We start from the raw sequence: 21,334 nt of genomic DNA, 5'->3' as shown, positions 1-21,334 counted from the left end.
GCGAGTTCGGTGAGGAGGCCAATGTGAACACCACGGCGCGAACCGCGACGCGCAGAGATTTCCTCAGAGCGGTCGGCTGGGGCGCGGCAGGTACCGTCGCAGCCGGTGGACTGCTCGGCTTGGACCTGGGTGGGCGCGGCTTCCTCGGCGCGGGACGCGTCGAGGCGGCCACCCCTCCTACGCTTTCGCTCGTCGCCACCGACGGGTACATCACGATGCCGAACCGGGCCACACCGGTGTATATCTTCGGCTTCGTTCAGGTCGATCCCACCAAGACGATCAGCGAACTGTCATCGGCCTACAAGGGTCACGCCCAGCACACGGCGCCGACGCTCGACTTCAAGCAGGAAGACGACATCAAGATCACGCTGACCAACCTCGGTCTGGTACAGCGGCCCGACCTGACCGACTCGCACACGATCCACTGGCACGGCTTCGACATACCGTCGCCGCTCAACGACGGCGTCCCCGAGGTGTCGCTAGCCGTGCCGATCGGGAAGCAGGTCACGTACTTCTACCGGCCGCACCGCGCAGGTACCTACATGTACCACTGCCACTTCGAGGACGTTGAGCACGTCCAGATGGGCATGACCGGCGTCGTGTTCGTGCGGCCGACTCAGGACGGCACCGCCAAGACCTTCGGCGGGAAGACCTTCACCACCTTCGCCTACAACGACGGTGACGGCTCGACAGGCTACGACCGGCACTTCGCGATCCTGCTCAACGAGATCGAGGAGCGGCAGCACGACGCGGACCGGGACATCCAAGAGTTCATCATGACGGACTATGACCCGCAGTTCTTCACCCTCAACGGCCGGTGCTACCCGCAGACCGTGCTGCCGAACGACGGCAACGGCACCACATCGGGCATCGCCACCGCCAACCCGAACTACGGCGGCAACCCCGACGTGTCGCAGCCGAATTCGGCGCTCATCCAGGTGAACCCGGGTGACCGGGCCCTGCTCCGGCTGGCCAACCTCGGCTACCAGCAGCACGCCATGCAGCTGCCGGGGATCCCGATGCACGTCATCGGCCAGGATGCCTCGCTGCTTCGCAACGGCGGCGTCGACACCTCGTACTGGACCAACACCCTGTACCTCGGGCCCGGCGAGGCGCGCGACGTGCTCTTCGACGCGCCCGGATACAGCGCGGCCCAGCCGTCCGGCTCGGACGCCAGAGGCAACTACAACGTCTACTACTTCAAGAACAGCGACTACCGAAAGCTGTCGAACCACGGCGCCGCAGGTCCCGGCGGGATGATGACCGAGGTTCGGGTATACCAGAACGCACTTCCGGCCCAGACCGTGGTGGGGCAGAGCTATGCCTGACCGTGCAGAGCGAGCAGCGACCCCGCGCCGCGGCAGGGAGGCCACGATGCAGCAGAGATCTCGGCGGCTGGCGGTCGTCGTCCTACTGGCCGCCGGTTCGGCTGTGCTGGTTCCGGGACGCGCCGACGCACTTCCGACGGGTGCACCCAGGATCGGCATGGTCTGCAACCCGGGCACCGTCTCCGGCACCACCCACACGTTCAACCTGGTGGCGAAGACCGGCTACATCGATACGCCGGACGGCAACAGCGTCTTCATGTGGAGCTACGCGAACGCCGACGCGCCGGACAACGGTCACTTCCAGAGCCCAGGTCCGGTGCTCTGTGCAACCCAGGGCCAGACCGTCGTCGTCAACCTCACCAACAACCTCGCCGAGCCGACGTCAATCGTCTTCCCGGGCCAGGACGCCCAGGTGACCGCCACGGGCGGCGCACCCGGGCTGCTGACGACCGAGGCAGCGGCGACGACCGGGACCGTGACGTACACCTTCACGGCCGGCAGCCCGGGCACCTACCTCTACGAGAGCGGCTCCGACATCGGCAAGCAACTCGAGATGGGGCTCTACGGCGCACTCATCGTCCGCCCGGCCGCCGGCGCCAACTACGCCTACGGCACGACGACGCAGTTCGACGCGTCGCGGGAGTACCTGCTGCTGCTCAGCGAGATCGACCCGGACCTGCACCACGCGGTCGAGACGGGTGGCACCTACGACGTCAACAGCCGGCGCGATCGGTACTTCGCGGTCAACGGCCGGGAGTTCCCCGACACCATCCAGGACAACGGCACAGCGTTGCTGCCGAATCAGCCGTACGGGTCGCTCGTGCGCATCCAACCGAACTCGGCGGCGAACATGCAGCCGGCGCTCATCCGGATGATCAATGCCGGCGCGCTCAACCACCCCTTCCACCCGCACGGCAACCACACGACCCAGATCGCCCAGGACGGCCGGCCACTGCTCAGCCCCGGCGGCGGTGCCGCCTCGACGGAGCATTTCGGGGAGACGGTCGCTTCCGGTCAGACCCAGGACTTCCTGCTGCGGTGGGATGACACGGACAACTGGAATCCAACCACCAAACCGCTACCGGTGGCCCCGCCGAACTACCGCAACGTGTTCTTCAAGGACAGCAACACCTGGTACGGCGGTAGCCCCTACCTGGGTTACAAGGGCACCCTGCCCACCGGTGTCGTCTCACAGAACATCTGCGGCGAGTGGTACTTCCCGTGGCACAGCCACGCCCTCAACGAGTTCGCCAACTTCGACGCCGGCTTCGGTGGCATGGCCACCCTGCTGCGGGTCGACCCGCCCGGGGGCTGCTTCGCCTCGTCGACGTCGACGAACATCATCGGCGGCGTGCTGAAGGGCGGAGCCGCTGGGGACCTCGGGGGCGACGACACCAACTACTACATGGTGAACCCGAGGACGACGACCGCGACGTCGGCAACGACCACCGGGCAGACGACCATCGCCGTCGCCTCGGCCGCGGGCTTTCCGACCTCCGGCTCCTACTACGTCCGGATCGACAACGAGGTACTCCAGGTCACGGGTGGGCAAGGCACGACCACCTGGACGGTGACGCGCGGGACACTCGGTACCACGGCGGCGACCCACGCGAGCGGCGCGATCATCACAGCTCTGGCGACCGACTGGTACGCGGGCTTCACGGGCCTCCCGGTCGGCGCACAGAACCTCAAGGTGACATACAAGGGCGCGAACTGCGGCACCACCACGGCCAGCACGTGTACGGCCATTCCCGGTAACCTGCCGCAGCAGACGGTCAAGATCTGTGACTGGACGATCGCGGGCGCGGCGGGCTGCTCGACCGCGACCTCAAGTGGGTGGGTGCTGCTGCCGCCGCCGCCGCTCCAGCCGCAGGGCGTCGGCTCGACCGATACGAGCTCGACGTGGACGTTGCCGGGCTCGGCCAACGCCTACGTCGGTACCGGAGCGAACAGTGGTCAGGTCCGCGTCCTCGTCCATACGCAGCGCTGGACGGGCCCGAACCCAGGCACGTTCTCGACGTGGGGCAACCTCATGGCGCTCGTCTACGACGCGCCATGACCAGCGGCGAGGCTAAGGAGAGACTGGCGATGCGTGCACCCGCGTTCAAGAAGGCGACCAGGGCGCTGATCGTGCTGGCCCTGGCCGCGGCCGGGCTCGGATTTACGAGCTCCAGCGCTTCGGCCGCACCGGTGTCCATCAACCTGTGCGCCAAGGGCGGCACGGCGACGGTGCCCGGCCCGGTCAGCGTCCCGATCTGGGGATTCGGCGTGCCCACGACGCCGGGTGACTGTTCGACCGCGACCGCGGGCGCGCCAGGACCGGTCCTGACCGTGAACGAGGGGGACACCGTGACGATCAGCGTCATCAACGCCCTGCCGGCCGGGCACACGCTCTCGTTCGAGATCCCGGGCGTCGACTTCACCCCCGGTCCCACCGATGCCGCCGTCGGGGCGACGGTGACCCGTTCCTTCACGGCGAACAGGCCCGGGACGTATGTCTACCGGAGCGGCGGTGGCGCCGGACGTCAGGAGGCCATGGGGCTCTACGGCGCGCTGATCGTCCGGCCACCGACGGCCAACCAGGCCTACGACACCGCGACCACCGCGTACGACGTCGAGGCCGTGCTCGTCCTCAGCACGATCGACCCAAGCTTCAACGCCGCACCCGACACCTTCGACATGCACAGCTATCGGGCGATGTACTGGCTCATCAACGGCAAGGCCTACCCGGACACGGCGCCGATCACGGCGTCGGCGGGACAGCGGGTGCTGCTGCGCTATCTCAATGCCGGCTATGACAACACCACGATGCTGCTGCTCGGCATGCACGAGCGGGTCGTCTCCCGGGACGCGCGGCTGCTGAACAACCCTGTGGATGCCAACGCCGAAACGATCCCGGCCGGCGCGACGGAGGACGCGATCGCGACCGTTCCGTCCAATGCGGCGCCGAGCACGCACGGCTTCCCGCTGTACAACCGGCAGCAGCATCTCACCAACGGACCGCAGACCGGCCAGAGCCCGACCCCGGCGACGGGCGGCGGCATGCTGACGTTCATCCACCCGTGATGCGAGGCGACCGATGACGGTTCCTGCCGCCCTCAGCCCCACCTCGGCCCCCCCGGCGCGCAAGCGGCGCTGGGGGAGCCGCCGGGCACGCCTCGTCGGCGGCCTGGCGGGCATTCTCGCGACGGTCCTGATCGCTGGGCTGGTGCTGTGGGTGTCGCACGTGCTCGGCGGTGGCCCGGAGCGGACCGCGAGCAACGTCCCCGTTTCGTGGCAACGACCCATCGTCAACGCCGACGGTCTCGTACAGCGGAGCGGCGTGAAGATCACGCAGGTGGCGGTGACCGGCGACGGCGGTCTGGTGGATCTGCGCTTCAAGGTCGTCGACCCGGAGCGGGCGAACACCATGCACGACCCGACCACACCACCGGCCGTCGTGGATGAGGAGTCCGGTCTGGTAGTCCACCAGCTCTTCATGGACCACTCGCACACCGGCCCGTACAAGACCGGCGTCACGTACTACCTGGTTTTCAACAACCCCGGCAACTGGGTACACCACGGCAGCAGGGTGAGCGTCATGCTCGGCAACGCCCAGGTCGAGCATGTTCTGGTGCCGTGAGCTGACGCGCCACCCCATGATCTCCGCACTGTGTACCCCGGCCCGCCGCGCAGCCGGCCGCCGGCACGTCGCACCCGCCTGCCGCACAGCGCCTGAATCCGGACCTGCTCGGCTCAGCGGCCGGGCTGGTCTGCGTCAAGCCCGGGCAACGCACATCCTGACCATTCAACCTCTGTGTCAGTGGTCGTGGCCGTGGTCGTCGTCGTGGTCGTGGTCGTGCTCGTGTCCGCCTTTAGGTGGCGTCGTCTGCTTGAGCCGCACCGTCTGGGTGAACGAGGGGGTACTGCTGCAACCGGGCCCGGTTTGACAGTTGTTGCCGTAGTAGCCGGTGGCGACAACCGTCGTGTCGCCCGCCTTGAAGCGGCCGGCGGTCAGGTAGAGCCCGCTGCTCCACGGATGTACCCGACCGTCGCATTTTGCCTTACGGTCGTTGGGATTCGGTACCAGCATAGAATTGAACAACCCGGAACTTGCGTGCTGTGTGATCAGGCCGTCCAAGACAAGAGTGGCGGTGCCGGTAGGGCACTTGAACGTTCCTGAGATTGTTACGTCGCCCGTCTTGGAAACGCTGCCCGTCGGGTTGATGGTGACCTCGGGCAGCGTCTGAGCGTGGGCAGCGGGTGCCGACACTCCAATAGTCAACGCGGTCGCGGGCAACCCGGCAAGCGCAAGCACGCTGAGACGTTTGGCGAATCTCATCTGGACCTCTATCCTTGATCGGCGACCGATTCGACGGTATCTGCGCAACCAACGTCGCACGCCAGACATCCCAGAATGGCGACGACGCGTGAAGATAGCCCGTGTGAACGGGTGAAATCAGACTCTGCGCGGGTGCCACTCGAACGGACCCATCGTGCTTCGCACCGCCGCAGTCCAAGGCGGACACGGTGGCATTGTACCGGTCCCGGCCGGGTGGCGGCGATACTCGCGGTCGCCGCCACCAGCGCACCGTTCTACCCGGCCGCCGGTCGGGTCGAGGTGGTCGACGGCCGGGCGCTTGTCGGTGGCATCCGGTCGGTGTGCTGTGCGCGGCGGTGGCGACCGGGTTCGGCATCGGCTGGCGGTTCTACGGCTGGTCGGCCGGAAACCCGGACGGCTACGGCACCGCGGCCCGTCCCCACCATGCCAGCACCGTCGGACTCCTCTCCGGATCGTCGACCGGCCTCGATCGTGCCGCGGTTCCCGGGCCCGGTCGTCGGCCGCCGATCGATCGCGCCTACGGCAATGGACGGTGCACCGGAGGCGCCCGCGTACGTCACGCGACGTAGCCGTCTCATGCCCGCGATCGATTCGCGGGCGGCGGCAGGTCGCTACGATCGGCGCATGGCCGGCATCCCCCCGCGGCTGCGCCCGCCCGCATGGCTGCAGGACCTGCTACTCGCGTTGTTCGTGGCATACTTCCAGGTCCGCGGCACACTGCTGGTCGGCGTCGAGCCCGCAGACATCCCGTGCCTGCTGCTGCTCGCCGGCACGGGCCTCGCCCTCGCCGTGCGCCGCCGCAACCCGCGGGCGGTCTTCGCCGCCCTGGCCCTGGCCAGCGCCGGCTACTACCTCGCCGGGTACCCCGACGGGCCGGGCTGGGTGAGCCTGTTCATCGCCGCCTACACGGTCACCAACCTCGGCGACGGCCGCCGCTCGGTCGCGGTCGTCGGCGGCGCGTCGTGCGTGCTGACCATCCTGTGGCTGGCCACCGCCGACCTGTCGCCGCTCAACGCGGCCGGCTGGGTGTTCTTCCGCATCGGCGGCATCGTCATGGCCGCCGCGCTCGGCGAGTCGGTCCGCTCCCGCCGGCTGATCGCGGAGGAGGCGGTCGCGCGCGCCGAACGGGCCGAGCAGACCCGGGAGGCCGAGGCCCGCCAGCGGGTCGACGCCGAACGGCTGCGCATCGCCCGCGAGGTGCACGACACCGTCGCGCACGCCCTGGCCGTCATCAACGTCCACGCCGGGGTCACCGCCCATCTGCTCGCCACGCACCCCGAGCAGGTCCGGGGCACGCTGGCCACGATCGAGCAGACCAGCGCCCAGGCCCTGCGCGAGCTGCGCAGCACCCTCGGCGTGCTGCGCGCCGACGAGCCGCGCACGCCGCCGCCCGGCCTCGGCGAGCTCGAGCGGCTCGCCGCCCTCGGCCGCGACGCCGGGCTGGGGGTCGTGGTCGACGTCGGCGGCGGGGTACGGTCGCTGCCGAGCCCGGTCGACCACGCCGCCTACCGGATCGTGCAGGAGTCGCTGACCAACGCGATCCGCCACGCCCCGGCCGCCCGCGTCACGATCCGCGTCCGCTACGACGACGAGCGCCTGCGTCTCACGGTCACCGACGACGGCCGCGGCCGGACCGGCGCCGCGTCCGGCGGGCGCGGCGTGCGGGGCATGCACGAACGGGCCGCACTGCTCGGCGGCCGCGTCGAGGCCGGCCCCGCCCCGCACGGCGGCTTCGAGGTGTACGCGGAGCTGCCGGTGCGGTCGGCGGTCGAGCCCGGAATCGCTCCGCACGGCGACTTCGAGATCCCGGCCGAGCTCCCCGTCCCGCACAGCGACTTCGAGGTGCACGCCGAGCTTCCCGTGCCGCCGGCCGTCGAGACGGTGGCGGTGGAGGTCGACCCCGATCCGCACGGCGGCATTGAGACCCGCGCCGAGCTGCCCGGGTCGCCGGGGGCGTGTGGCGGGTTCGAGGTGCGGGGCGGACGGCCTGGGGCGCCGGCTCCTGTTGTTGCGGTGGTTGAGGCGTGAGCGAGCCCGTGACCGTACTGATCGTCGATGACCAGGCGCTGGTCCGGGCCGGATTTCGGATGTTGCTCGACGCTCAGCCCGACCTGCGTGTCATTGGTGAGGCCGGGGACGGGGCCGCCGCGGTCGAGCTCGCCCGGGCGCACCGGCCGCGCGTGGTGCTCATGGACATCCGCATGCCCGGCGTCGACGGCATCGAGGCCACGCGGCAGATTGCGGCCACGCGCGGGCTCGAGGCGGTGCGGGTGCTGATCCTGACCACGTACGACACCGATGCCAACGTGTACGACGCGCTCACCGCCGGGGCCGCCGGGTTCCTGCTCAAGGATGCCGGCGCGGTCGAGCTGCTGCACGCCGTCCGCGTGATCGCCGACGGCGACGCGCTGCTCGCGCCGGGCATCACGCGCCGGCTCATCGGGCAGTTCACCGCGGTCCGCAGCGCCCATCGGCGGGCCGAGGAGCGTCTCGCCGTGCTGACCCAGCGCGAGCGCGAGATCGTCGCGCTGGTCGGTCAGGGCCTGAGCAACCACGAGATCGCCCACGCCCTGAGCCTGAGCCCGGCGACCGCGCGCACGCACGTGAGCCGGGCCATGATCAAGCTCGGGGCGCGGGACCGGGCCCAGCTCGTCGTCGTTGTCTATCAGACCGGCCTGGTCACGGTCGAGGCGTAGGATCGGCGGGCGTGGCCGTCGACGTGCTCACCGAGACCGTGATCGACCGGCCGTGCGCCGTGGTCGCCGCGTTCGCCGCGGACCCGGCCAACGCCACCGCGTGGTACGCCAACATCGAGTCCGTCGAGTGGCGGACGGCGCCGCCGGTGCGGGCCGGCTCGGCGATGGACTTCGTGGCGCGGTTCCTCGGGCGGCGGCTCGCCTACACGTACGAGGTCGTCGAGCTGGTGCCCGGCGAGCGGCTCGTCATGCGGACCGCGCAGGGCCCGTTCCCGATGGAGACGACGTACACGTGGGAGCCGGTCGACCCCGCCCGGACGCGCATGACGCTGCGCAACCGGGGCGAGCCCGCCGGGTTCGGCCGGATGGCCGCGCCGGTGATGGCGGCGGCGATGCGACGGGCCAACACCAAGGACCTGGCCCGGCTCAAGCGGCTCCTGGAGGCCTAGGGGCAGGGCGGTCAACCTTTCCGGCGGCGGCGTCGTCCTTGCCTGCGACGGAAGGAGAACCCGCGTGGGCCGGAAGAACAGCTACGAGGGCCTCGAAGCCCTGGTCGCCGAGCGGGGCGGCGCCCTGCTCGGCACCGCCGTGCTCCTGGCCGGCAGCCGGGCGGCGGGCGAGGACCTGCTGCAGGCGGCCCTGGAGCGGCTGGTGCGGCACTGGGGGCGGGTGCACGGGGACCGGGAGGGGTACCTGCGCCGCACGCTCTACCACCTCGCGGTGGACCAGTGGCGTTCACGGCGGCGGCGGCCCGAGGTACTGACGGCCGTCGAGCCGCCCGGGCAGCCGGACGGCACCGACGCGGTACACCTGCGCCAGGCCCTCGTGCAGGCGCTCTCCGCCCTGCCACCCCGCCAGCGCGCCGTGCTGGTGCTGCGGTACTGGGAGCAGCTCACCGAGGCCGAGGCCGCCGAGGTGCTCGGGTGCTCGGTCGGCACCGTCAAGTCCACCGCCTCGCGCGGGCTCGCCCGCCTGCGTGAGCTCACCGCCGCCTGGGCCGACGAGGACGCCCGGGCCTGGAACGGAGCCGGATCATGACGAACTTCATCGAGGACCAGCTGGCCGCCGGCATGCGCGAACAGGCCGCCGGCGTCACCGTCGACACCGATCTCGTCGGCCGGGCGCTGCGCGGACACCGGCGCCGGACGATGGTCACCAGGACCGCGTACGCCGCCGGCGTCGTCGGCCTCGCCGGGGCCCTGGCCGCCGGCGTGCTCGCAGCCGGGGCGAACGGGCCGACCAGTCCCGGCCGGCCGGCGGTGAGCGGCGCCGCGAACGGGGCGGCCGGTCGCGGCGGACCGGCGGTGAGCGGCGCCGGGAACGGACAGGCGGTGAGCGGCGCCGAGGCACCGCGGCTGCGCCTGGCCGCCGTCGTCGCCGCCAGCCGGGGCACCAGCTACGAGGTGCGGAACACGATAAGCAACCGGAGCCAACCGGGCCAGCCGGCGATGACCATCTCGGGGGCGTTCGACCCGGCGACGACCACGGGCTACCTGTACATCCCCTTCGGCGGCGGATCGGCGTGGCACGAGGAGCGGCTCATCGGCGGCGACCTGTACATCACGGAGGCGGTCGCGGGTCAGCCGGTCTCGTGGCAGCACGACCCGGGCACCAAGCACAGCGCCCTGTCCTACGACGTCAAGACCGGCGTGCTGGGCGTGTCCGCCGACCCTCAGCAGCTGCTCGACACCCTGACCCAGTCCGGCGCGCGGATCAGCCAGACCGGGCCCGACAGGTACCACTTCGAAGTCGCACTCGCGGCGCGCAAGGGCCTCACCGGCGGCGACATCGCCGGTGACGTGACGGTCGGGCCCGACCAGCGGATCGCGACCGTCGTCTACGCGGCCACCCTGCGCTCCGGGGCGGACACCACCGTGCTCGACGCGAGGCTGGAGCTGTCCGGCTACGGCCGGCCGGTGACCGTGGAACGCCCCGGCGGCACCTTCGAGACGCTTCCCGGCAAGTGAGGTACAGCTAGCTGTACCACGAGTGCGGTGGTCCGGGGTATCGGGCCGGCCGCCCGCCGTGCCTAGCATCAATCGACGTGAGATCACCCAGCGCAGTGCGCCTCGAAGCGGTGTCGAAGGAGTACCGGTCGGCGAAGCACGCGGTGCGCGCGCTCGACGCCGTCACCGCCGACTTTCCGCGCGGCACCTTCACCGCCGTCATGGGCCCGTCCGGGTCCGGCAAGAGCACGTTCCTGAACTGCGCGGCCGGCCTCGACCGGCCGACGTCGGGGCGGGTCGTGCTCGGGGACACGGACCTGTCGGGCCGGTCGGAGCACGAGCTGACCGAGCTGCGGCGGGACCGGATCGGGTTCGTGTTCCAGGCGTACAACCTGCTGGACGCGCTGAACGTCGAGGACAACGTCACGCTGCCGCTGCGGCTGGCCGACCGCCGCGCCGACCGGGCGTACCTGGGCGAGGTGCTCGCCGCGGTCGGGCTCGGGGAGTACGTGAAGCGGCGGCCCAGCGAGCTCTCCGGCGGCCAGCAGCAGCGGGTCGCGGTCGCCCGGGCGCTGATCACCCGTCCGGAGCTCGTGGTCGCGGACGAGCCGACCGGGGCGCTGGACCTGCGGTCCGGCCGGCAGGTGCTGGGGCTGCTGCGCCGGATCGTGGACGCCATGGGGCAGACGGTGCTGATGGTCACCCACGACCCGGTCGCCGCCTCGTACGCCGACTCGGTGGTGTTCCTCGCCGACGGCCGGGTCGCGGGCGAGCTGGACCGGCCCACCCCGGAGCAGGTCGCGGCGCGCATGACGCACCTGGGCGAATGGTGATCCGCCGCCTCCGGCGCCTGTCGCTGGCCTGGAGCACCGTCAAGGGGCGCAGGGGCGGGTTCGCCGGCTCCTTCATCGCCATCGTCGCGGGCTCGGCGGTCATCACCGCCTGCGGGGTACTGCTGGAGTCCGGGCTCGGCACCGGCGTGACCCCCGAGCGGTACGCGGGGGCGGCGGTGGTTCTCGCCGCGGAGCAGTCGTTCCGGCTGGACGAGTCCTCCGAGGTGCGCTACAGCGAGCGCGTCACGCTCGCCGCCGACCGGGTCGCCGCCGTCGCCGCGGTGCCCGGCGTCCGGTCCGCCGTGGGCGACGTCAGCGTCGAGGTCGGCGTGCTCGGCCCGGACGGCGCGGCGGTGGGAGGCCCGGGCGGCGCGGCGGGGGGAGGCCCGGGCGGCGCGGCGGTGGGAGGCCCGCGCGGCGCGGCGGTCGGCGGGCCGGGCGGCTACCCGGTGCTCGGGCACGGCTGGTCGGCGGCGGCGCTCGCGCCGTTGCGGATCCGTGAGGGCCGCGCGCCCGCCGGGCCCGGCGAGGTCGTCCTCGACGCCGGTCTCGCCGCGCGCGGCCGCGTGGCGCCCGGGGCCACGGTGCGGCTCGTGACCGGCTCGATCCCGGCGTCGTACCTCGTGGTGGGCATCGCCACCGCGCCCGGCGACGGGCTGCGGCGGCAGTCCGCCGTCTTCTTCACCGACGGGCAGGCGGCCGCGCTGACCGGCCGCCCGGACCGCGTCGACGCCATCGGGGTGCTCGCCGAGCCCGGCGCCGACCCGCGGGAGCTGGCCGGGCGCATCGCCGCCGCGGTGCCGGGCGTGGTGGCGCACACCGGCGCGGGGCGCGGCGACGCGGAGTTCCTGGACGTGGGCGACGCGCGGAGCCTGGTGGTCGAGACGGCGGCGTCGTTCGGCGGCACCATGGTGCTGATCGTGGTGTTTGTCGTGGCGAGCACCCTGGCGCTGTCGGTCCAGCAGCGCCGGCGCGAACTGGCCCTGCTGCGCGCCATCGGGGCGACGCCGCGGCAGATCCGGGGCATGATCGGCGCCGAGATGACCCTGGTCTCGGTGGCGGGCGCGGTGGCCGGGGCGATCCCCGGCGTGCTGCTGGCGTTCGCGATGCGCGGCGTGTTCGTCCTCGCGGGCGCGATGCCCCCGGACTTCCGGCTGCGCGTCGGGCCGCTGCCCGTCCTCGCCGCGCTGGTGCTGTGCCTGGTCAGCGGCCGCAGCGCCGGGTGGCTGGTCGCGCGCCGGGTGGCCCGGGTCAGCCCGGTCGAGGCGCTCGGGGACGCCGCCGTCGAGCCCAGGCGGCTCGGCCGGGTCCGGCTGGTCATCGGCGTCCTGCTCCTCCCGCTCGGGCTGCTGCTGGCCCTCGGCGACGTGGCCGCGCCGGGCGACTCGGCGGCCGACACCGCGGGCAGCGCGGTGCTGTTGTTCGTCGTGGCGCTCGGGTGCCTCGGACCCGTGCTGCTGCAGGGCGCCGTCGCGCTGTTCGGCGGGCTGCTGAACCGGCGCTCCACGGCCGGCGGATTCCTGGCCCAGGCGAGCGCGCGGGCCGGCGCCCGCCGGCTCAGCGCGGCCGCCACCCCGCTGGCCATGGGCGTGACCCTGGCGGCCGTGCAGGTGTTCGCCGCCTCGACGACGATCGCGGGGGCGCGGCAGCAGCTCGAGGACGGGCTGCGGGCCGACCAGGTGCTGACCGCGGCGGCCGGTGGCGGGGTGTCCCCGGCCGTCGCCGACGCCGTGCGCGGGGTGCCCGGGGTGGCCGTGGTGACGCCGGTGGCCCGGACGCAGGTGCTGCTGACGTTCCCCTCCGAGGACAGCACCGCGACCAAGGCCTTCGCCGCGCAGGGGGTGGCGCCCGAACGGCTCGCCGAGACCATGGACCTCGGCGTGACCCGGGGCGACCTCGCGCAGCTGCGGGGGGAAGCCGTGGCGCTGAGCCGGACCGCCGCCCGGACCGTCGGCGCGCGGCTCGGCGGGGCGGTCGAGCTGCGGCTCGGCGACGGCACCGCGATCCGGCCGCGGGTGGTGGCGATCTACGAGCACGGCCTCGGCTTCGGGGACGTCATCCTGCCCAACGACCTCGTCGTGGCCCACACCACCGCCCGGGCCGACGCCGCGGTGCTGATCCGGTTCGCGGCCGGGGCCGACCCGCAGGCGCTGCGCGCCGCCGTCGAGCGGTACCCGACGGTCCGGGTGGGCGGCCCGGAGGCGTTCCTCGCCGCGCCCGGGGCCGGCGGGTCCGGCGACTGGGCCCTCAGCCTGCTGTTCCAGACGGTACTGCTGGGCTACATCGCCATCGCCGTGGTGAACACCCTGGTCATGGCGACGACGGCGCGGGTCCGCGAGTTCGCGGCGCTGCGGCTCATCGGCGCCGGCCCGGGCCAGGTGCGCGCGATGATGGACGGCGAGGCCCGGATCGTGGTCTTCACCGCGCTGCTGTTCGGCCTGCTGGCGACGGCGGCGCCGCTGGCCGGCGTCAGCCGCGGGCTGACGGGGTCGCCGGTGCCGAGCATCTCCCTCGCCGGGCTCACCGCGATCGTGGCGGTCACCGTCGCGCTGGCGTGGGGCGCGACCCGGATGGCCACCCGGCACGCCCTGCGCTCATCGGCCCGCGGCGCTTAGGTAGGCCAGGACGGCGAGGACGCGGCGGTGGCCGCTGTCGGTCACGGCCAGGCCGAGCTTGGCGAAGATGTTGCCGATGTGCTTGTGCACGGCGTTGTCGCTGATGACCAGCCGCTCGGCGATGGCGTTGTTGTCGTGGCCCTGCGCCATCAGGCCGAGGACCTCGCGCTCGCGGGGCGTGAGGGCGGCGATCGGGTCGCCGGCGCGCAGCACGAGCTGGGCGATGACCTCCGGGTCCATCGCGGTGCCGCCGCCGGCGACGCGGCGCAGCGCGTCGAGGAACCCGTCGACCCGGCTGACCCGGTCCTTGAGGAGGTAGCCGACGCCGCCGCCGGCGGTGGCGAGCAGCTCGGCGGCGTACTGCTGCTCGACGTACTGGGACAGCACCAGCACGGGCAGGCCGGGGTGCTCCCGGCGGGCCTGCAGGGCGGCGCGGATGCCCTCGTCGCGGAACGACGGCGGCAGCCGGACGTCGACGATCGTGACGTCGGGCCGGTGCTCCCGCACGGCGGCGAGGAACCCGTCGGCGTCGTCGGCGACGGCCGCGATCTGGAAGCCGGCCCGGTTCAGCAGCAGCTCCAGCCCGGTGGACAGCAGCACGTTGTCCTCGGCGATCACTACCCGCACGGCAGCTCCAGCGTGATCGTCGTCGGCCCGCCGGCCGGGCTGTCGACGTCGACGGTGCCGTCGATGGCGAGCACGCGGCGGCGGATCCCGGCCAGGCCGGTGCCCCGCCGGTCGTCGGCGCCGCCGCTGCCGTCGTCGGTGACCACGACCGACAGCCGGTCCGCCGTGCGGCCGACCCGCACCCCGGCCGCGGTCGCCTCGCTGTGCTTGGCGACGTTGGTGAGCGCCTCGGCGACCGCGAAGTACACGACGGCCTCCACGGCCGCCGGCACCCGCTCGAGGTCGCCGAGGTCGAGCCGGACCGGCACGCCGCAGCGGGTGGTCACGGCGGTCAGCGCCCCGGCGAGCCCCCGGTCGGCGAGGATCGGCGGGTAGACGGTCCGGATCACCTCCCGCAGTTCGGTCATGGCTTCTTCGGTACCTTCATGAGCGTCCCGGAGCAGCTCTTCCACGAGCTTGTCGTCCCGCGGGTGCCCGGCGAACGCCTGCCGGGCCACGGCCAGCCGCATCGCGATGGCGACCAGCCGGGCCTGGGTGCCGTCGTGCAGGTCCCGTTCGATCCGGCGCAGCTCCGCGCCGTGCGCGTCGAGCACGTCGGCGCGGGTCCGGGTCAGCTCGGCGACGCGCTCGGCGAGCCGCTCGTCCGCCGGGTACGCCAGCACGGCCAGGCCGATCCGGGCGTGCGCGCGGGCCAGCGGCGGGAACGCAAGGTACGCGACCGCGGCGAGCAGGACGATCTGCAGCGGGCCGAGGGTCAGCGCGGTCGCCCAGCCGGGCACCGCGACGTCGATGAACAGCCGCGGCCGCTCCGGCGGCGTGAACGCCCACCACAGCGGGGTCGCGATCAGGGCGACCACGATGTTGCCCGCGCACAGCAGCGCGGGCAGGCCGAACGCCAGCCCGCACACCACGTGCACCGGGAGCCAGAGCAGGGCGCGGGACGTGGCCGGGAGCAGGCCCGGCGGGCCCGGGGGCATACCGAGCAGCCGGCCCGCACGGTCGCGGTGCCGCCGCGCCCACAGCCGGGCGAGCCGCGGGTGCCACAGCAGCGGCAGCCCGAGCACCGTGGCGACGCCGGAGAGCAGCGAGCCCAGCAGATAGACCCCGCCGCGCCATGCCTGCTGCGTACCCGCCACGGCTCCGAGTCTGCCCGATGGCGGCGGCGGCCGGTCACCGGGGACGGATGAGCAAGATCACGGCGTAACTTGCGTGCCGGTGGGGCACCATGATCACAAACGGCGCCTCAGGAAGTACACGATGAAATTCCGGCAGATGGTCGACGGTATCGCGACCGCGCTCACCGCCGCGGGCTTCGCGGAGGTCCGGCCGCATCCCTCGTATGCGGCCGCGACCCACGTGGTGTTCGTGCGCGCCGAGGCGGGCGACGTGCTCGCCGTGGCGTTCGAGCCGATGCGCAACCCGCCGGGCCGGCTCGACTTCACGGTGCGGCTGCGGGCCGCCACCGCGGCCTGGGTCCGGTTCGCGGACGCCGGCCGGCCGGGGCAGCCGGCCGAGGCCCACGCCCGGCTGTGGGAGCACGCGGTGCCCGTCCTGCCCGGCTTCGAGGGCATCGGCCATGAGATCTGGGCCGTGGTGCAGGGCGATGACGTGGTACCGCTGCAGGCGGCACTGCACCGCGAGCTGGCCACCCGGGCAATTCCCGGCCTGCTGGCCGAGCTGCGTCACCTGCACGCCATCGAGGACGCCGTCCGGCGCGGCGACGACGCGAGCGCGCAGCGGCTCGTCGACGCGCCGCGCAGCCGCTCCCTGTGGCACGGCGGCGGCCCGGAGATGCGCGCCTACATCGAGTGGCTGCGCCGCCCGGCTCCCCCGAAGTAGGTGGGCCGGCCGCTACCGTGGAGGGTGGCGGTACCGCCGCCCGGGCGATCGGATGGCGGTGTGTTGTCGCATCTCGGCCTGCGCGCGCGGATGGCCGTCTCCTACGTGCTCGTGTCGGCCGCGGCGGTCGTCCTCGTGGAGGTCGTGCTGCTCGCGGTGATGCTGCCGCGGGTGTGGGGCGCCGACCGGGCCGCGCGCGACGCCCAGGACCGGGCCGCGCAGGCCGAGCAGGCCCAGGCGCGGCTCACGGCCCGGACGCTCGCGCACGACCTCGCCGCCGCGGTCGCCAAGACGGTGACCGTGAGCGGGCCGGCCGGCGGCGACGGGGCGGCGGTCGCGGGTTTCGCGCGGTACACCGCCGGTGGTGAGGTGCCCGCCGGCGAGCGGCTCGTGCAGGTGCTCGCCGACGCCGGCGGCCGGGTGCTCGCGGCCGCTCCGGCCGACGCGTTCCGGCCGGGCGCGGACCTGCCCGGGGCCGCCCGCACCGGCGCGCCCGGCGACGGCCGCGCCGGCGACCGGGACCGGGCCGTCTACTGGGCCGCGGTCCCGATCGAGCTCGCCGAGGCCGACGGCGGGGCGCCGCACGTGATCGGCATCGCGTACGTCGAGGTGGAGCTGCGGGCCGCACCCACCGGCGGCACGGCGCCGGGCCACACGATCGCCTCGCTCGTCCTGCCCGGCGTCGCCGTCCTCGTGCTGCTGGTGCCGGTCGGGGCGCTGTTCGGGCTGCTGAGCACCGGCCGGCTCATCCGGCGCATCCAGCGGCTGTCGGACGGTACGGCGGCGATGGCCGGCGGCGACCTGCGGGCGCGGATCCCGGTCTCCGGCGGCGACGAGGTCGGCCGGCTGGAGGAGGCGTTCAACACCATGGCCGAGCGCCTCGACGCCGCCCTCGCCGAGCAGCGCGCCGCGGCGGGGGCGCAGGCCCGGCGGGCCGAGCGCGGCCGGATCGCGCGGGAGCTGCACGACTCGATCTCGCAGGACCTGTTCTCGGTGAGCCTGGTCGCCGGCGGGCTGCGCAAGGCCCTCTCCCCGGGCTCGGTGCCGCAGGAGCAGGCCGAGTCGATGGAGCGGTCGCTGGCCCGCACGATGCGCGAGATGCGGGCGCTGCTGCTGGAGCTGCGCCCCGTCCAGCTGGAGGACGCCGGGCTCGGGGCCGCGCTGGAGGAGCTGTGCCGGGCCTACGAGCTGCGGCTCGCGATCCCGGTCACCGCCGTCCTCGAGCCGGTCGCACTCGACGCGGCGGCCGAGCACGCGGTGCTGCGGGTCGTGCAGGAGGCGCTCGGCAACGCCGTGCGCCACGGCGAGCCGGCCGCGATCGAGGTGCGGCTCGCGGCGGGCGACGGCGGCGTGGAGGTGACGGTGCGCGACGACGGCCGCGGCTTCGACCCGGGCGGCGCCGGCGACCGGCACGGGATGGGCCTGGAGCTGATGCGCGAGCGCCTGGACGAGGTGGGCGGCGCGGTCGAGATCGACAGCGGGCCGGGGCGCGGCACGACGGTGCGGGTGACGCTGCCTTCGCCGTGACGGCGGTCAGGGGGTCCAGGCGGAGCGCACGGCGTCCTCGAGGGTGTGGCCGGCCCGCCAGCCGAGCTCGGCGCCGATTCGGGTCACGTCGGCGACGACCGCCGCCGGGTCGCCGGGGCGGGGCGGGCCGGCGGTCCACGGCACCGGGGCGCCGGTCACCCGCTCGACGGCGCCGATGACGTCGAGCACCGAGTGGCCCGCGCCGGTGCCGGCGTTGTAGATGCGGGCGCGCCGGTCGCACGTGACGGCGGCCGCCGCGGCCAGGTGCGCGGCGGCGATGTCGGCGACGTGGACGTAGTCGCGGATCGCGGTGCCGTCCGCGGTGGGCAGGCCGGTGCCGGTGACCGTGAAGGGCTCGCCGGTGCGGGCGGCGTGCAGGACGCGGGGGAGCAGGTTCGCGGTGCCGTGGTCGGCGAGGTGGGCCGCGGCCGCGCCGACGGCGTTGAAGTAGCGCAGGGCGATCCAGGACACGCCGGGGGAGCTCGCGACCGCGTGCTCGGCGGCGAGCTTGCTGCGGCCGTACGGGTTGAGCGGCCGGGCCGGGGCGTCCTCGCCGACGCCGGCCGGGCCGGGGAGGCCGTAGACGGCGGCCGACGAGGACAACACGAGCCGGGTGACGGCGGCCTCGGCCATGGCGTCGAGGAGCGTCTCGACGACCGTGACGTTCTGCCGGTGGTACCACCGCGGCCGTTCGAAGGATTCCGGGACGGACTTGCTGCCGGCCAGGTGCATGACGCCGGTGACCCGGTGCCGGCGCAGCGCGTCGCGGATCGTGGCCGGGTCGCCGGCGTCGCCGACCAGGATCGGCACGCCGCCGGGGATGCGGCGGGCGTCGCCGGTGGACAGGTCGTCGAGGACGGCGACCGGCTCGCCCGCGGCCACCAGGGCGGCGGTCACGTGGGCGCCGATGTAGCCGGCGCCGCCGGTCACGAGCCAGGTCATCGCTGGTGCTCGCGGAGGGGGCCGACGGTCAGGCCGTGTTCGCGGGTCCAGCGCAGCAGGGCCGGGAGGGCGGCGGCGGTGCGCTGCCACGAGCCGGGGGCGGAGGTGATGTCGGTGTCGTGCAGCAGGACCGTGCCGCCGCCGCAGAGGCGCCGGGTCACCGTCCGCAGGATCGAGTCCGGGGTGGCGCGGGCCTCCCAGTCGCGGCCCCACGCCGTCCACAGCACCGGGGTCAGGCCGAGGCGGCGGCTGGCCCGCAGGCCGGCGAGGGTGAAGACACCGTACGGCGGGCGGTACCACCGCGGCGTCTGCCCGGTGACGGTGGCGACCAGCATCGTGGCGCGCGTGATGTCGAGGTCGGTGGCGGCCGGGCGGCGGCGCACCAGGCAGCGGTGGTGCCAGCCGTGCACGGCGACCTCGTGGCCGGCGTCGACGAGCTCGCGGCCGAGCTGCGGGTCCTCGGCGAGCATCGAGCCGAGGAGGAAGAACGTGGCCCGGACGTCGTACTCGCGCAGGATGCGCAGGATGTGCGGGGTGGAGCGGCGGTCCGGCCCGTCGTCGAAGGTGAGCGCGACGTGGCCGGGCCGGCCGATGCCCGCCAGCCCCGGCATGTACGCGCGCCGCAGCGGGGTGATCGCGGTCAGCGGCGGCGCGAACGTGGCCGCGAAGTCCATCGCGGCGCTCATCCGGCCAGCTCCAGGATGACGTCCTCGGCCCGCGCCGGGGCGGGGTCGAAGCGCGGGGGTCCGGTCATGGCCCGGCGCAGGCCGCCGGCGAGGCCGGCGCGGTCGCGGATCCACGGCACCCAGCCGATGCGGTCGAGGACCTCGGCGTTGGTGCGGCCGTGGCCGGGGATGCACCGGTACGTGAGCACCGGCAGCCCGGCGGTCAGCGCCTCGAGGGAGGACAGGCCGCCGGCGTTCTGGACCACGACGTCGCAGCCGCGCATCAGGGCCGGCATGTCGTCGACCCAGCCGAGCGTGACCGCGTCGCCCCGACGCTCGACGCGCCGGCGCAGCCGCTCGTTGCGGCCGCACACGACGACCGGGACGGCCGCGCCGGTGGCGGCGACGTCCGTGGCCGCCCGTTCGATCGCGCCGACCCCCCAGGCGCCGGCGACGATGAGGGCGCGCGGGTCCCCGGTTCGGTCCGGTCGCGGCGCGGCGCGGAAGCCGGGCCCGACCGCGGGGGCGGTGACCCGGACGTCGGCCGCGCCGAGCTCCTTCGCCTGGCGGGCCGCGTCGTCGTGGAGTCCGATGTGGACGTCGACGCCGGGATGTATCCACAGTGGATGGACAGACAGGTCGGTGAGGTACGTGCAGACCGGCGCGGCGATGCGGCCCTGCGCGCGGAGCCGGCCGAGCGCCTGGCTCGCGAGCGGGTAGGTGGAGACCACCGCCGCCGTGCCGGGGCCGATCGCGTCGAGGAGCGCCTGGTCGGCCAGCGCGGTCAGGCGGGCCGCCGCACCCGCCCCGGCCCCGGCCGCGGCGAGCAGCCAGCCCCAGGTGCGCGGGGCGGCGGTGAGCTGCCGGTGGTACCCCGCGCGCAGCACCCGGCCGAGCCGGCCCGGCACCAGGTCGACGAAGTCGTGGCGCTCGACCCGGCGGCCGCGGGCGGCCAGGCGCCGGGTCAGCTCCGCGGCCACGCCGTCGTGCCCGGCCCCGAAGCTGGCGGAGACCACCACGATGCGCTGATTCATGCGGCGAATGGTTGGACGACATACCTGAAAGAAGCCTGAACCCGCCCCGCACCTGTCCGATTCATGTAGATAAGCAATTCAAGATTCGTTCAGGTACCGCTGGGTAATGTCCGACGAAACGATACCTACAACCTGTCGGAGGTCGGTGCATTCGTGTCCGTGCTCGATCCGCAGCACCTCATCTCGGCCTTCGGCCTGTTCGGGATTCTCGCGATCGTGTTCGCCGAGTCCGGCCTGCTGATCGGGTTCTTCCTGCCCGGTGACTCGCTGCTGTTCACCACCGGGCTGCTGGTCGCCTCCGGCACGTACCTGCACCAGCCGCTGTGGCTCGTGTGCCTGCTCGTGTCCGTCGCCGCGATCGCCGGCGACCAGGTCGGCTACCTCTTCGGCCGCCGGGTCGGCCCGGCGCTGTTCCGGCGCCCGGACGCGCGGCTGTTCAAGCAGTCCCACCTGACCCGGGCGCAGGAGTTCTTCGAGCGCTACGGCGCCCGCTCGATCGTGCTCGCGCGCTTCGTGCCGATCGTGCGCACGTTCACCCCGATCGTCGCGGGCGTGAGCCGCATGCACTACCGGACCTTCGTGCTCTACAACGTGATCGGCGGCGCGCTGTGGTCGTGCGGGGTCACGGTCCTGGGCTACTTCCTCGGGCAGATCGCCTTCGTGCGCGACAACATCGAGCTGATCCTCGTCGGGATCGTCGTGGTTTCCGTGGTACCGATCGCGATCGAGCTGCTGCGCGCCCGCGCGCGCAACCGCTGACCCCGGGCCGGACGAAGGTCAGCAGCACCACCACCGGAGCCACGAACGCGCAGGCCCGGGCCGCCTGCGCCGGCAGCCCGAGCCGGCCGGGCCCGTACGGGCCCGGCGGCTGCGGATTGAAGCGCAGCGACGGGGTCAGGTGATGCCAGCGGAACACCTCGAACACCATGAGGACCCAGCTCCCGGCCCACAGGCCGAGGCC

General features: G+C 73.6%; 20 protein-coding genes. 14 read left to right on the top strand and 6 right to left on the bottom strand.

All coding sequences use genetic code 11. The annotated features are described in order from the left end of the window. The first annotated feature begins 119 nt into the window (after positions 1-119). From ACPPVO_RS37065 to ACPPVO_RS37050, 4 genes are read left to right on the top strand one after another with little or no spacing between them, the layout of a single operon-like run. The gene (locus ACPPVO_RS37065) at positions 120-1,328 is read left to right on the top strand and encodes a multicopper oxidase domain-containing protein (RefSeq protein WP_426503217.1); all 1,209 of its coding nucleotides are present in this window, start codon (positions 120-122) and stop codon (positions 1,326-1,328) included. Between the two features lie 46 nt (positions 1,329-1,374). Next, positions 1,375-3,387 carry a multicopper oxidase domain-containing protein gene (locus tag ACPPVO_RS37060; RefSeq protein WP_426503216.1) on the top strand — a complete coding sequence of 671 codons (2,013 nt, stop codon included), beginning with the start codon at positions 1,375-1,377 and terminating at the stop codon, positions 3,385-3,387. Positions 3,388-3,416: 29 nt separating this feature from the next. Continuing rightward, on the top strand, positions 3,417-4,394 hold the full coding sequence (locus ACPPVO_RS37055) for a multicopper oxidase domain-containing protein (RefSeq protein ID WP_426503215.1): 978 nt from the start codon (positions 3,417-3,419) through the stop codon (positions 4,392-4,394). 13 nt (positions 4,395-4,407) lie between these two features. Next, on the top strand, positions 4,408-4,950 hold the full coding sequence (locus ACPPVO_RS37050) for a hypothetical protein (RefSeq protein ID WP_426503214.1): 543 nt from the start codon (positions 4,408-4,410) through the stop codon (positions 4,948-4,950). A 177-nt stretch (positions 4,951-5,127) separates the two neighbouring features. Here ACPPVO_RS37050 and ACPPVO_RS37045 read toward each other — a convergent pair whose 3' ends face one another. After that, positions 5,128-5,649 carry a DUF6299 family protein gene (locus tag ACPPVO_RS37045; RefSeq protein ID WP_426503213.1) on the bottom strand — a complete coding sequence of 174 codons (522 nt, stop codon included), beginning with the start codon at positions 5,647-5,649 and terminating at the stop codon, positions 5,128-5,130. Between the two features lie 624 nt (positions 5,650-6,273). Here ACPPVO_RS37045 and ACPPVO_RS37040 point away from each other — a divergent pair. From ACPPVO_RS37040 to ACPPVO_RS37010, 7 genes are all read left to right on the top strand, one after another. Further along, the gene (locus ACPPVO_RS37040) at positions 6,274-7,677 is read left to right on the top strand and encodes a sensor histidine kinase (protein ID WP_426503212.1); all 1,404 of its coding nucleotides are present in this window, start codon (positions 6,274-6,276) and stop codon (positions 7,675-7,677) included. Positions 7,678-7,736: 59 nt separating this feature from the next. Further along, positions 7,737-8,345 (top strand): response regulator, encoded by a 609-nt coding sequence (locus tag ACPPVO_RS37035; protein WP_426514767.1) that lies wholly within the window; start codon positions 7,737-7,739, stop codon positions 8,343-8,345. A gap of 11 nt (positions 8,346-8,356) precedes the next feature. Beyond that, positions 8,357-8,794: an SRPBCC family protein gene (locus ACPPVO_RS37030; protein WP_426503211.1), complete on the top strand. Its 438-nt coding sequence runs from the start codon at positions 8,357-8,359 to the stop codon at positions 8,792-8,794. Positions 8,795-8,858: 64 nt separating this feature from the next. Beyond that, complete coding sequence (locus ACPPVO_RS37025; protein ID WP_426503210.1) at positions 8,859-9,383, top strand: SigE family RNA polymerase sigma factor; 525 nt, start codon at positions 8,859-8,861, stop codon at positions 9,381-9,383. Further along, positions 9,380-10,312 (top strand): hypothetical protein, encoded by a 933-nt coding sequence (locus ACPPVO_RS37020; protein ID WP_426503209.1) that lies wholly within the window; start codon positions 9,380-9,382, stop codon positions 10,310-10,312. Before ACPPVO_RS37025 ends, ACPPVO_RS37020 begins: the two co-directional genes overlap by 4 nt. A gap of 77 nt (positions 10,313-10,389) precedes the next feature. Beyond that, positions 10,390-11,124, top strand: coding sequence for an ABC transporter ATP-binding protein (locus ACPPVO_RS37015; RefSeq protein WP_426503208.1), 735 nt, complete (start codon positions 10,390-10,392; stop codon positions 11,122-11,124). Further along, positions 11,118-13,739 carry an ABC transporter permease gene (locus tag ACPPVO_RS37010; protein WP_426503207.1) on the top strand — a complete coding sequence of 874 codons (2,622 nt, stop codon included), beginning with the start codon at positions 11,118-11,120 and terminating at the stop codon, positions 13,737-13,739. The genes ACPPVO_RS37015 and ACPPVO_RS37010 overlap by 7 nt, the downstream gene beginning before the upstream one ends. Here the strand turns inward: ACPPVO_RS37010 and ACPPVO_RS37005 are convergent. Together ACPPVO_RS37005 and ACPPVO_RS37000 are read right to left on the bottom strand one after the other, a co-directional pair. Continuing rightward, positions 13,719-14,366 carry a response regulator gene (locus ACPPVO_RS37005; protein ID WP_426503206.1) on the bottom strand — a complete coding sequence of 216 codons (648 nt, stop codon included), beginning with the start codon at positions 14,364-14,366 and terminating at the stop codon, positions 13,719-13,721. The genes ACPPVO_RS37010 and ACPPVO_RS37005 overlap by 21 nt on opposite strands. After that, entirely contained in the window at positions 14,357-15,502 is a 1,146-nt protein-coding gene (locus tag ACPPVO_RS37000; protein ID WP_426503205.1) for a histidine kinase, read from the bottom strand. The genes ACPPVO_RS37005 and ACPPVO_RS37000 overlap by 10 nt, the downstream gene beginning before the upstream one ends. A gap of 121 nt (positions 15,503-15,623) precedes the next feature. Between ACPPVO_RS37000 and ACPPVO_RS36995 the strand changes: the two genes are divergently transcribed. Continuing rightward, entirely contained in the window at positions 15,624-16,205 is a 582-nt protein-coding gene (locus ACPPVO_RS36995) for a hypothetical protein (protein WP_426503204.1), read from the top strand. Positions 16,206-16,265: 60 nt separating this feature from the next. Next, positions 16,266-17,732 (top strand): ATP-binding protein, encoded by a 1,467-nt coding sequence (locus tag ACPPVO_RS36990; protein WP_426503203.1) that lies wholly within the window; start codon positions 16,266-16,268, stop codon positions 17,730-17,732. A gap of 6 nt (positions 17,733-17,738) precedes the next feature. Here the strand turns inward: ACPPVO_RS36990 and galE are convergent, their stop codons facing one another. The 3 genes from galE to ACPPVO_RS36975 are packed head-to-tail and all read right to left on the bottom strand — an operon-like array spanning position 17,739 to position 20,373. Further along, positions 17,739-18,674, bottom strand: a complete 936-nt coding sequence (gene galE / locus ACPPVO_RS36985) for a UDP-glucose 4-epimerase GalE (protein ID WP_426503202.1) — start codon at positions 18,672-18,674, stop codon at positions 17,739-17,741. Then, on the bottom strand, positions 18,671-19,360 hold the full coding sequence (locus ACPPVO_RS36980) for a polysaccharide deacetylase family protein (RefSeq protein WP_426503201.1): 690 nt from the start codon (positions 19,358-19,360) through the stop codon (positions 18,671-18,673). The genes galE and ACPPVO_RS36980 overlap by 4 nt, the downstream gene beginning before the upstream one ends. Then, entirely contained in the window at positions 19,357-20,373 is a 1,017-nt protein-coding gene (locus tag ACPPVO_RS36975) for an MGDG synthase family glycosyltransferase (RefSeq protein WP_426503200.1), read from the bottom strand. The genes ACPPVO_RS36980 and ACPPVO_RS36975 overlap by 4 nt, the downstream gene beginning before the upstream one ends. Positions 20,374-20,526: 153 nt before the next feature. Between ACPPVO_RS36975 and ACPPVO_RS36970 the strand changes: the two genes are divergently transcribed. After that, a complete protein-coding gene (locus ACPPVO_RS36970) occupies positions 20,527-21,132 on the top strand; it encodes a DedA family protein (RefSeq protein WP_426503199.1) in 606 nt (201 codons plus the stop codon). The last annotated feature ends 202 nt before the right edge of the window (positions 21,133-21,334 follow it).

The organism is Dactylosporangium sp. McL0621 (assembly GCF_049995355.1).
GTDB lineage: Bacteria > Actinomycetota > Actinomycetes > Mycobacteriales > Micromonosporaceae > Dactylosporangium.
The sequence above is the reverse complement of the archived record's forward strand: the minus strand, read 5'-3'. Positions and strand labels throughout refer to the sequence as shown.

Bases quoted from the DNA above. Each gene is read 5' to 3' on its own strand.
- ACPPVO_RS37060 (WP_426503216.1), top strand. From the start codon at position 1,375: ATGCAGCAGAGATCTCGGCGGCTGGCGGTCGTCGTCCTACTGGCCGCC.
- ACPPVO_RS37055 (WP_426503215.1), top strand. From the start codon at position 3,417: ATGCGTGCACCCGCGTTCAAGAAGGCGACCAGGGCGCTGATCGTGCTG.
- ACPPVO_RS37050 (WP_426503214.1), top strand. From the start codon at position 4,408: ATGACGGTTCCTGCCGCCCTCAGCCCCACCTCGGCCCCCCCGGCGCGC.
- ACPPVO_RS37045 (WP_426503213.1), bottom strand. From the start codon at position 5,649: ATGAGATTCGCCAAACGTCTCAGCGTGCTTGCGCTTGCCGGGTTGCCC.
- ACPPVO_RS37040 (WP_426503212.1), top strand. From the start codon at position 6,274: ATGGCCGGCATCCCCCCGCGGCTGCGCCCGCCCGCATGGCTGCAGGAC.
- ACPPVO_RS37035 (WP_426514767.1), top strand. From the start codon at position 7,737: ATGTTGCTCGACGCTCAGCCCGACCTGCGTGTCATTGGTGAGGCCGGG.
- ACPPVO_RS37020 (WP_426503209.1), top strand. From the start codon at position 9,380: ATGACGAACTTCATCGAGGACCAGCTGGCCGCCGGCATGCGCGAACAG.
- ACPPVO_RS37010 (WP_426503207.1), top strand. From the start codon at position 11,118: ATGGTGATCCGCCGCCTCCGGCGCCTGTCGCTGGCCTGGAGCACCGTC.
- ACPPVO_RS36995 (WP_426503204.1), top strand. From the start codon at position 15,624: ATGAAATTCCGGCAGATGGTCGACGGTATCGCGACCGCGCTCACCGCC.
- galE (WP_426503202.1), bottom strand. From the start codon at position 18,674: ATGACCTGGCTCGTGACCGGCGGCGCCGGCTACATCGGCGCCCACGTG.
- ACPPVO_RS36980 (WP_426503201.1), bottom strand. From the start codon at position 19,360: ATGAGCGCCGCGATGGACTTCGCGGCCACGTTCGCGCCGCCGCTGACC.
- ACPPVO_RS36975 (WP_426503200.1), bottom strand. From the start codon at position 20,373: ATGAATCAGCGCATCGTGGTGGTCTCCGCCAGCTTCGGGGCCGGGCAC.